Below are 10,123 nucleotides of genomic sequence, written 5' to 3' on the forward strand. Positions count from 1 at the left end.
CTCCTAAACCTGATTTAAAACTCCTAAACCTGATTTAAAACTCCTAAACCTGATTTAAAACTCCTAAACCTGATTTAAAACTCAAAAACTTGATTCAATTTCAAGATAACAAGGGAATTTTTGCTAAAATGCCTCTTTGGAGTGGTTTGGGACATCCTGAGCAAGGTAAAGCTTAAAATAAGCCAGCAATTTATAGGTAGCCAGTAAAAGATTAAAAAAACTACGTATTTTGAAGAAATTATAGACTAAAGGGGAAAATGTACCAAATTTTCTTGATTTGAGAAACTTGCTCTCTGTCCGATGTGAAACGATAACGTGGACTCACTGTCTTTTCAGCTTTAGCCCATTTGGATGACTCTATAAAAAGCCCTGTACTAGCATCTATTTTTACTCGCTGTCCCTTGATTTGTTGATCATTTACCTCTGATTTACCTCCAATAGGCTTAAAAAAGTTAGGTTTCTGGGTTCTTGTGGCCATTGATTTTTTTGTTGTGAAACTTTCGGTTTTATCTTCTATAGCATAGACTTATCTGAGAATTAACTATGTAGTTGGCAGCTAATTAAGTGTCACAACAAAAATATGCTCCCCCCAAGGATAGAAATTATATAAATAGCGATCGCTCTCAAGAAACACAGGGGGTATAGGGGTGTAATACCAATTTCCTTTAAAAGTAGAGACGCGATATATCGCGTCTCTACATTATTTATGTGTATCGCGATTAACGTGAAATGGTATGAGGGTATAGGAAAAAAATTGTGTTTCTTTCCTTTCATATGTTGCTAGTGGGAATCGCCGCTAGTGAAATGCTCACATCTGGCAACAGAAAAATTTTATGTTATTTAGTCACTCAGTATAAAACCCAAAGTCTTGTATTTAGAGATCAAAGCCGATCAAAAGAATGTAGCTTTATAGCCTATATTTTACTTACTACGAATTTCTACTTAGAAGTGGAAGATATGAGTTTGCACAGATGATTTTGAGAAAACTTGCATTTCGACTGTAATCGTTGATTGCAGGGATCGCAGCAATCGTCAATGGAACAATAGGAAAATAACCTTGAAAATAGTTTTAATCTATTTTTTCAAAAAATTTCGGAATTTTGATGATATTTACTGCATAATTCACTGTAGAGAATTCCCATACATAAATAGCAACATCTTGGATATTTTAAGGTTAGGTTGCCTCATTAACAGTTGACCTGATCAAAAAGCAGAGGACACTTCATGAAAAAACGTGAAGATATCATTGAAAAGTTCTCAACATTTCTCAGTTTTGGTAATCCCCGTAGTGATGGAAATCCTATTTGGCGAACAGATCCAGAACTAGAACGTCGTATGAGAAGTTTAGTAGAGTTAGAAATAGGTGCTAACGAAGAATTTTGGGCGCAATACTTTCTCAAACTGATCAAAGAGAACTCAACACAAGAGGACACCCAGACACAAGGACAAAGGGACACCAGGAATTTTTCCGCGTCACCGCATCACCGCGTCACCACATCTTCTATCATCGCTGGGAGACATTTGTCTGCATATTTGCAAGAAGCTTGCTTGTGGGCTTCTCAAAAATCTTACCAAAGATTTAAATATCTCCAGCATAAATATCCACTAGAAGAATTTTTTCAAATTGCTAACGCAGCAGCGAATCCCGCTAGTAAACTCCTCAAAAATTTTAATTTTGAACATCCGCTGACGAATATCGAAGGATATGCTAAAACAGCAATTGTTAGGCTGATCAGCAATACCATTTATCAACATGATCTAGAAGCAAAGAGAGGAAAATTTTCTGATTATGGTTTACTAAAAGATTTAAGCACTAAAGAATTACGTGAAGCATTGCTTTATCAAGGAATAAATCAAAAAAAAATTGATTCCTACTGCTTGGTTTGGCAATGTTTAGATAAAATTTATCAGCCAGCGCGCTGTCAAGGAGGGCGTAGTTTAGAACCTCCGAATCAACAACATCTACAACAAATTGCCTATTGTTATAATCAAAAAATCAAGAAACTAGATTTGACGACAGCGCCAATTTCTAGTGAAAAAGTTCAACAAATTTTATCTATATGTGTGCGCGCAGCTCGTGATTATCGCACCAAACGTTTTTTACCCCTAGAAGAATATGAAAATAGTTTTGATCCCATACCTACACCTTGGGAGAATCTCATACAAAAAGAGACATGGGAGCAAGTTCAATCAATTGTTTCAAATTTATTTGCATCTCTGCCAGAAGCTGGCCAAACAATGTTAAAACTTTGGCATGGACTAAATTTGACTCAAACTGAGATAGCAATAATCTTAAAAAACAAGTATCCAGACTTACAAAAACAATATCAAATAGCTCGTCAATCATCTAGATATATTAGAAATATATTAAAAGATTTAGCTATTGAATTGAATAAGTTTGATCCAGATATTCACGTTCAAAATGACAAAGATATTGAAAGTCTCAAAGATACCATGAATGAATGCTTGCGTTCTCATTGCCAAAAAATATTTTACTCGACATTAGATACAATTGGAGAGCAGTTTCCAGAACAAGAAAAACTGTTAATGCTTATGAATCAAATTCATCTTTTAGGGCAAACAAATTACCAGCAAGTAACTATCTTTATTTCCGAAGGATCTCAGATAATATCATACCTGAAAAAAGATATAGCACTACAGTTAAAAAAGGAATTAGAACAGAGTATGGAACTAGAAAAACATTCCCTAGAAATAGTCAATCACAAAATAGCTGACTTCGTTGAGGAATGGTTAAAGAGTAAATTTTATTTTGGCAACCAGGGATAAATTATATGAAACTAGATATAAATGACTTAATAACGCTTTATCCAGAGAAATTATGGTTGGAATTATCATCTCAAGAACAACAATCCGCATGGCAAATATCTGGTCAAGACTCTTATTCTAACCCCGCTGCTCGATGGAATGCTTACCTAAATTTATTATGTTTGAATTCTTTTTTAAATATGTTGAAACAAGACCCAGATTTGGATGAAACTCCAAATGTGTGGCCCAGTTATCATCAGTTACCCAGTGTTTGGGAATTTGTGAATGGTACTTGTTTAACTTTGGGTGATCTGCGGCTAGTGTTAATCCCCACCGATAAAAGTAATCTGACAGAATTTCGCATTCCTCAAGAATGGGTTGATATTCCCAACTGGGTAGCTAATTATTATCTAGCTGTGCAGATCAATCTAGAAGAAAACTGGTTAGAAGTTTGCGGATACACAACTCACCAACAAATTCGCGAAAAAGCTAATTATGATCTGATAGATCGAACTTACTTATTAGATGAAGAGGATTTAATTGCAGATATAAATGTGATGTGGGTAGCACGAGAAATATGTTCTGTACAAAAACCAGAGGTAAAAATTTTGCCCACCTTGTCAAGCACACAAGTAGACAAACTACTCAAGCAACTGGAGCAATGGACTCCTGATTTGCCCGAAAATGTCAGTCATGAAGAATGGATGGCATTATTAGCATTAGATGAACAAAGGCAAGATTTGTACCAAAAAAGGCTTTTAAAGCATCAAGGAAATCTCGTTGAATACAACCACTATTTGGTAAGCAACCTCAGTAAATGGTTTCAAAATGTCTTTGAAGCAGGTTGGAACTCTTTTGAGACCTTCTGTAGTTCACAAGAATATACTTTAGCTGTACAATTTCGACATGATGCTACTCTCAATGAGGTTCGAGTTAAAGGAGCTAAATTAATTGATTTAGGGATGCAACTAAGGGATATTGCTGTTGTACTATTGATTGGTCTAACCTCAGAGATTGATGAGAAAGTGAGTATCCGTGTCCAGCTACATCCAGCTAATGAAGAAATGTATTTACCACCTGAGCTGAAATTACTTTTACTTTCGGGGTCAGGAAACATTATTCAGGAAGTACAATCTAGAAGTCACGATCATTTCATTCAACTCAAAAAATTTAAATCTCCCCCAGGAAAAAGTTTTAGCTTACAGGTAGCTTTAGGTGATATCAGTATTAAAGAAAACTTTATGCTTGAGAAGCTTGTTGGCTAAGAGCCATGAGTAAACTGGTTGTATTAAACCTGGGAAAAGGTAATTTAAAGCAAGGCTTTCCCTCTGTGACTGCTGCACTGTGGGAAGATGGTAATCAGATCGCTATGCAATTTACGGGTAGCCTACCAGCTGCACCAGAACTTTGGTCACTCTACAAACGTTGGCAGCTGCTTTATCAATTACTTTATGAAGCTCTTTATCCTGGATCTGATTGGCGCAATTACACAGATGATCTAGAAGATATAGATATTGAAATAGACGAAGAAGATGTCACAAATGTTTCCTCTATTGATTTTAGTAATTTATGCGACAATTTACAAAAACAAATTAATTATTGGTTGAAATCTGAGCCATTTCGTCAAATTGAGCAAAAATTACGCACCAGATTAAACCCAGATGATGAAATCCGCTTAGTTTTGGCAACAGAAGATAACCAAGTTAGGCGTCTACCTTGGCATCTGTGGGATTTTTTTGAAGATTACCAAAAAGCGATCGCATGTTCAAGCATTTTAGAGGTTGAGCAAGTTAAACCGTTACCTAAAAATCCTGGACGCAAAATCAGGATATTAGCAGTTTTGGGTAATAGTCAAGGAATCGATGTCCAGCAAGACCGGACGATTTTAGAGCAGTTACCAGGCGCGGAAATTATTTTTTTAGTCGAACCACAACGCCGAGAGTTAGATCGGTGGCTTTGGGATAAACGAGGCTGGGATATGCTGTTTTTCGCTGGTCATGGTTCAACTGATGCTGAAGGAGCAAGGGGTCGAATTCATCTCAATCAAACAGATACCTTAACCATCGCCCAATTAAAAAATGCTCTCAAAGCTGCGATCGCACGGGGTTTAAATTTAGTAATTTTTAACTCCTGCGAAGGTTTAGAATTAGCGCGGGAATTAGGTTCTCTGCAAATTCCGCAAATGATTGTCATGCGAGAACCAGTCCCCGATTTTGTCGCTCAGGAATTTTTAAAGCACTTTTTAGAAGCTTTTGCTTATGGAGAATCTTTTTATCTAGCGGTGCGGGAAGCACAGGATAAATTACAGGGTTTGGAAAATGAATTTCCCTGTGCTAGCTGGTTACCAGTAATTTGTCAAAATCCAGCCGCAGAACCGTTAGTTTGGCCAGAACAGCGGGTGAGCGATCGCCGCCCAATTTTGCCAAGTCGCCGCATTCTCCCACTGATTTTGAAAGTTAGTCTAGTAGTAACAATTCTAACTATTGGTATCAGATCGCTAGGAATATTGCAGTTGGGTGAACTCGCAGCCTTTGATTTATTGATGCGATCGCGCCCTCCTGAAAAAACCGACCGCCGTATACTTGTAGTAGAAGTGACCGAGGCTGATGTTAGCGCTCAACCTGCCACAGAAAGAGCAGGAGCATCACTCTCAGACAAAGCATTGGCTGAAGCGATGAAAAAAATTGAACGCTTCAACCCCCGTGTGATTGGTTTGGATATCTATCGCGAAAACCCAACCAAACCAGAATATGCAGATTTAGCCAAGACGATGCAAACAAGCGATCGCTTGATTGCGATCTGCAAAGCCAGCGAAGACAAAACTAATCCTGGCGTTCCACCACCCCCAGAAGTTTCTACCCAAATCCAACGTCAAGGTTTTAGTGATGTCGTTGCTGATCCTGATAACGTCATCCGTCGCCAAATTTTGTCTATGTCTGGTGCGCCTCCCTGCGCGACTGATAAATCTTTTAGCTTTCGCATTGCTAGCCTTTACTTGAAAAATCAAGGTATTCAACCTCAACTACTGATACCTGAAAATAATTGGCAGTTTGGCAATGTGGTCTTTAAGACCATAGAACAAAATAGTGGCGGTTACAGTAGTATAGATAATCTCGGTTATCAAGTTTTATTAAATTGGCGTGCTGCTAATCCAGTTGCCCAAACAGTTACTCTTAAACAAGTTCTTGACAATCAACTCACTGCCGATTTAGTCCGCGATCGCATAGTTCTGATTGGTACAACTGCCGAAAGTTTTCACGATTACTGGTCTACTCCCTACAGTAGCCAAATGTGGCCCCACAAGCAAATGCCAGGGGTTGTTGTACAAGCACATATGGTTAGTCAAATTCTTAGTGCTGTGCTAGATAATCGACCGCTGTTATGGGTTTTACCAAAGTGGAGTGAAAACTTATGGATTTGGGTTTGGTGTATCGCAGGAGGTGTACTGGCTTGGCAGTTGCGATCGCGCTTAGGCCTGATTATTGCTTTAATCAGTGCGATCGGCATTTTATACTTAATTAGCTTGTACTTATTAATAGCAGGATTATGGATACCACTGCTTCCATCAGCATTAGTCCTATTAACAGCTGGAACAACAGTGGCTACCTTGAGTTCATCTCAAAGTGAAGAGTAAAGAGTCGGTACGCTGAAATTATTAGAGACGCGATGAATCGCGTCTGTACAATGGTCATTGGTAAAAGTTTTACGGATGTTTATATTTCGTGATTCGCGCTTTGATTATTAACGCCAATTTCAACATGCATATTGTTAACTAAATTGTGCAAAAAATTATCATAATTTACTATAAAAAATTTTTATGTTTTTCAACTACTCCTCAAGTGCATAATCTTTATTTAATTACACCAATAAAAATAATGGATCAGCTAGTACCAGCTAGGCAGAAGTCATCCATTAACGCATTAACGCATTCAGAAGTACTGTATTTTATAGCTTTAAGTAAGTCGGCGAAAATAAATATAACCCTAGTTACGAAAAGTCAAGATATCTCAAACTGTTACCAATGACAAATGACAAATGACAAAATCAAAATGGGCTTTGGCGATCGCTTCTCTGTTGCTTGTCTTGATGAGCTATTTTGTACCAGAAATAGCCCAATCCAATCAACCAGTTAATCACAATTTTAATAATAACAATTCTCAGAATTTAGAAATTCGCTTTCTCAACAACGAACCAGATGGGTCAAGGCGAGGTAGACCTAATAATAGAGTAGGAACTGGAAGCCGTGGTAATTGTCCATCGGTAGATTTGCTCACAACTGCATTGATACCAGAAAAAAATGTAGGTTTGACAATTGATGAGGCTCCTAGCTTTTGGTTTTTTGTACCATATCAACCAAAACAGATACCCATAGGAGAATTTGTCTTACAGAATGAAGCAAATGAAGAAATCTATCAGACTTATTTCACTCTATCTAATACACCAGGTGTTGTGAAATTAACAGTGCCATCTACAGTATCCATGAAAATTAACAAAGATTATCAATGGTACTTCAAACTTTATTGTTCTAAAGAAAGACTACTAAACCCAATATTTGTTCGTGGATGGGTGCAAAAGATAGCAATCCAACCAAACTTAAAAGCTCTTTTGAAATCAGATACTAAATCACGACAGCACGTCGCAATTTATGCTGAAAATGGAATTTGGTATTCAGCTTTGTCTGAATTGGCTCAACTGCGCCTTAATGAACCAAAAAATCCTATACTGCTCAAAGATTGGGCTAACTTATTGCAGGATATTGATTTAGCAGATTTAGCATCAAAACCTATTGTAGGAGAAGTGAAAAAAGAAAGCAGTGCTTTGTCAATTGTGAATTAAGGGTTTGTAGTAAGCACTTAAGTGCTTAAAAAAAGGACTCAAGTCCTTACTACGAACTCGATCAGGAAGATAGACGTCCCTTAAGAGCCTGTATCACTTGCAAACTTCCACCTGCATACAAACTTTGCTTGTTGATACTAAATCCCATTTCCATTAATAATCCAGGCAAATCAGTCTTTAACAACTGCCAAGCAGTCTCCGTTTCAAATAACCACAAAAACAGCCATACAGATGGCAAAAACAAGGGATTGTGAGGATTGTGAAAATCTATAAAAGTAAACACTCCACCGGGCTTGAGTACACGGTATACTTCTTGTAGAATTTTTCGCAATTGCTCTGGTTGCATTTCGTGTAAAGCAACACTTGTGTGTACCAGATCAAATTGATTATCTGCAAAGGGTATCTCTTCAGCAAAAGCTTCCACATATTCTGCTTGTGGTACATTCTGTTTTGCCCGTTGCAAAGATAATGGTGAAGCATCTAATCCTGTTACATTTTGTGACAATTTAACGATAAATTGTGTTGCTTGTCCACTTCCACAGCACAAATCAAGGACTTTAGTATCTGAGTGAATTGTTAAGTCTTGCAATGCTAATTGTCGAAAACGTTGTTCACCACCAATACTTATAGCTGCCAAACGGGATATACCATCATACAGCCACTGGTAACGATAACTTAAATCTCGTAAAATTGTAGCCACTGCCTCTATCCTTAGTCGTTAACTTATATATTTAATAAAGATATATTGTTAACATTAGTAAAAAAGCTGAAAAGATTGGGGGATTGTTACTGCTATGGGTCGTGTAGGCGTATTACTACTCAATCTCGGTGGTCCGGAGAAATTAGAAGATGTAGGGCCGTTTCTTTTTAATCTGTTTTCTGATCCGGAGATTATTCGCCTACCTTTTCCCTGGTTGCAAAAACCCCTAGCCTGGTTTATTGCTTCACGGCGTACGAAAAAATCTCAAGAAAACTACCGCAAAATTGGTGGTGGTTCTCCATTACGACGGATTACCGAAGCACAAGCAGATGCGCTCAAAGAACAATTGCAAGCCTTGGGACAAGATGCGAAAATCTATATCGGTATGCGTTATTGGCATCCTTACACCGAAGAAGCGATCGCTCGAATTATCCAAGATGGCATTGAAAAACTAGTTATACTGCCTCTGTATCCGCAATTCTCTATCAGCACCAGTGGTTCTAGCTTCCGGCTTTTAGAAAAACTTTGGCAAGAAGACCCAAGACTCCAGCAGATAGAATACACAGTTATTCCTTCATGGTACAAACAATCAGGCTATCTTCAGGCGATGGCAGAATTAATCGCCCAAGAAATTGACCAAGTACCCAACAAAGAAGAAGCTCACGTCTTCTTTAGCGCTCATGGTGTTCCCAAAAGCTATGTAGAAGAAGCAGGTGATCCCTATCAGCAAGAGATTGAGGAATGCACCTATTTAATCATGCGGACACTTGACCGACCCAATGCTCATACATTGGCTTACCAAAGTCGTGTTGGTCCAGTAGAATGGCTACAACCATACACTGAAGATGCTATCCCGGAACTAGCAACAAATGGTGTTAAAGACTTAGTAGTCGTGCCGATTAGTTTTGTTTCCGAACACATCGAAACATTAGAAGAAATTGATCTTGAGTATCGAGAATTAGCAGAAGAAGCAGGAATTCATAACTTCCGCCGTGTACCTGCTCTCAACACCCATCCAATATTTATTAGAGCTTTAGCAGACTTAGCAGTCGATGCTCTGACAGCTCCTAGTGTCAAGCTCTCGCAAGTTTACCAAATGAAAAAGAAGGTAAAAATTTATCCACCAGAAGCTTGGGAATGGGGTATTACTACGAGTGCGGAAGTCTGGAATGGTCGCATTGCCATGCTTGGCTTTATTGCATTGATGATTGAATTGATTACCGGACGCGGTTTACTGCACATGATTGGGATTTTGTAATTTTTTTAACTAAGTTACAAATTTAGTAGGGGCGCACGGCTAGCTGTGCGCCCCTTTGGTTAAGCTCATCCCACACGTGAAGGCATTGGGTATTGGGCAGGGGCATTGGGCATGGGGCATGGGCTTAACTTATATCTTGCACCTGGAAATATGAATGTCAAATCCATGACTACGTGCAAGAGGAATCATCTGTTTAAGGTAAAGTAAAAAAGAAGACACAACAATTTTTGGAAAGATAAACTCAAGGGCGGCACTGGCGGACTTAGTTGAACTGTGTTGTGGCAAGGGATAGCCTTTTGCTTCTAAAAACAATCCCAACATCGTCCTTAAGCTTTCCTGTTGGTAAGCAGAAGGTACGAGTGACGCTAAAGTGTAAACTAGCTCTTGGGCGTGAGCAAGAAGATATTTCATTGTTCTTGCTAATAAATCAAATGAATACGCCCAATTCTGCCCATATTTAGGTCACTTTAAGCAATAAGAGCAGCAGATTTAATTGTACTGGAGACCAATTAATTGACTCATGAAAATGATAATCGCGCTTTGGGGGTGAGTGGGTGAGCGTC

General features: G+C 38.4%; 7 protein-coding genes and 1 pseudogene. 5 read left to right on the plus strand and 3 right to left on the minus strand.

Annotated features, from left to right (window positions below; all coding sequences use genetic code 11):
• Positions 1-238 precede the first annotated feature (238 nt).
• A complete protein-coding gene (locus tag B4U84_RS03580) occupies positions 239-478 on the minus strand; it encodes a hypothetical protein (RefSeq protein ID WP_017309745.1) in 240 nt (79 codons plus the stop codon).
• 746 nt (positions 479-1,224) lie between these two features.
• On the opposite strand from B4U84_RS03580, the gene B4U84_RS03585 reads away from it, so the two are divergent.
• The 4 genes from B4U84_RS03585 to B4U84_RS03600 all read left to right on the plus strand — a co-directional run bounded on the left by B4U84_RS03585 (position 1,225) and on the right by B4U84_RS03600 (position 7,602).
• Positions 1,225-2,787 (plus strand): sigma-70 family RNA polymerase sigma factor, encoded by a 1,563-nt coding sequence (locus tag B4U84_RS03585; RefSeq protein ID WP_131115583.1) that lies wholly within the window; start codon positions 1,225-1,227, stop codon positions 2,785-2,787.
• A 5-nt stretch (positions 2,788-2,792) separates the two neighbouring features.
• Entirely contained in the window at positions 2,793-4,031 is a 1,239-nt protein-coding gene (locus B4U84_RS03590) for a DUF1822 family protein (protein WP_131115584.1), read from the plus strand.
• Between the two features lie 5 nt (positions 4,032-4,036).
• Positions 4,037-6,400, plus strand: coding sequence for a CHASE2 domain-containing protein (locus B4U84_RS03595; protein WP_131115586.1), 2,364 nt, complete (start codon positions 4,037-4,039; stop codon positions 6,398-6,400).
• A gap of 401 nt (positions 6,401-6,801) precedes the next feature.
• On the plus strand, positions 6,802-7,602 hold the full coding sequence (locus B4U84_RS03600) for a DUF928 domain-containing protein (protein WP_131115588.1): 801 nt from the start codon (positions 6,802-6,804) through the stop codon (positions 7,600-7,602).
• Positions 7,603-7,663: 61 nt separating this feature from the next.
• On the opposite strand, the gene B4U84_RS03605 is transcribed toward B4U84_RS03600, so the two are convergent.
• The gene (locus B4U84_RS03605) at positions 7,664-8,302 is read right to left on the minus strand and encodes a class I SAM-dependent methyltransferase (protein ID WP_131115590.1); all 639 of its coding nucleotides are present in this window, start codon (positions 8,300-8,302) and stop codon (positions 7,664-7,666) included.
• A 94-nt stretch (positions 8,303-8,396) separates the two neighbouring features.
• On the opposite strand from B4U84_RS03605, the gene hemH reads away from it, so the two are divergent.
• Positions 8,397-9,560 (plus strand): ferrochelatase, encoded by a 1,164-nt coding sequence (hemH, locus tag B4U84_RS03610; RefSeq protein WP_017309738.1) that lies wholly within the window; start codon positions 8,397-8,399, stop codon positions 9,558-9,560.
• A gap of 234 nt (positions 9,561-9,794) precedes the next feature.
• On the opposite strand, the pseudogene B4U84_RS31450 reads toward hemH, so the two are convergent.
• Positions 9,795-9,971: pseudogene (locus B4U84_RS31450) on the minus strand (IS701 family transposase); the annotation flags it as partial.
• Positions 9,972-10,123: the final 152 nt, after the last annotated feature.

It is taken from the genome of Westiellopsis prolifica IICB1 (genome assembly GCF_004323185.1).
Taxonomy (GTDB): domain Bacteria; phylum Cyanobacteriota; class Cyanobacteriia; order Cyanobacteriales; family Nostocaceae; genus Pelatocladus; species Pelatocladus prolificus_A.

Coding starts and splice junctions, on each gene's coding strand:
- B4U84_RS03580 (WP_017309745.1), bottom strand. CDS start 478: ATGGCCACAAGAACCCAGAAACCTAACTTTTTTAAGCCTATTGGAGGT.
- B4U84_RS03585 (WP_131115583.1), top strand. CDS start 1,225: ATGAAAAAACGTGAAGATATCATTGAAAAGTTCTCAACATTTCTCAGT.
- B4U84_RS03590 (WP_131115584.1), top strand. CDS start 2,793: ATGAAACTAGATATAAATGACTTAATAACGCTTTATCCAGAGAAATTA.
- B4U84_RS03600 (WP_131115588.1), top strand. CDS start 6,802: ATGACAAAATCAAAATGGGCTTTGGCGATCGCTTCTCTGTTGCTTGTC.
- hemH (WP_017309738.1), top strand. CDS start 8,397: ATGGGTCGTGTAGGCGTATTACTACTCAATCTCGGTGGTCCGGAGAAA.
- B4U84_RS03595 (WP_131115586.1), top strand. CDS start 4,037: ATGAGTAAACTGGTTGTATTAAACCTGGGAAAAGGTAATTTAAAGCAA.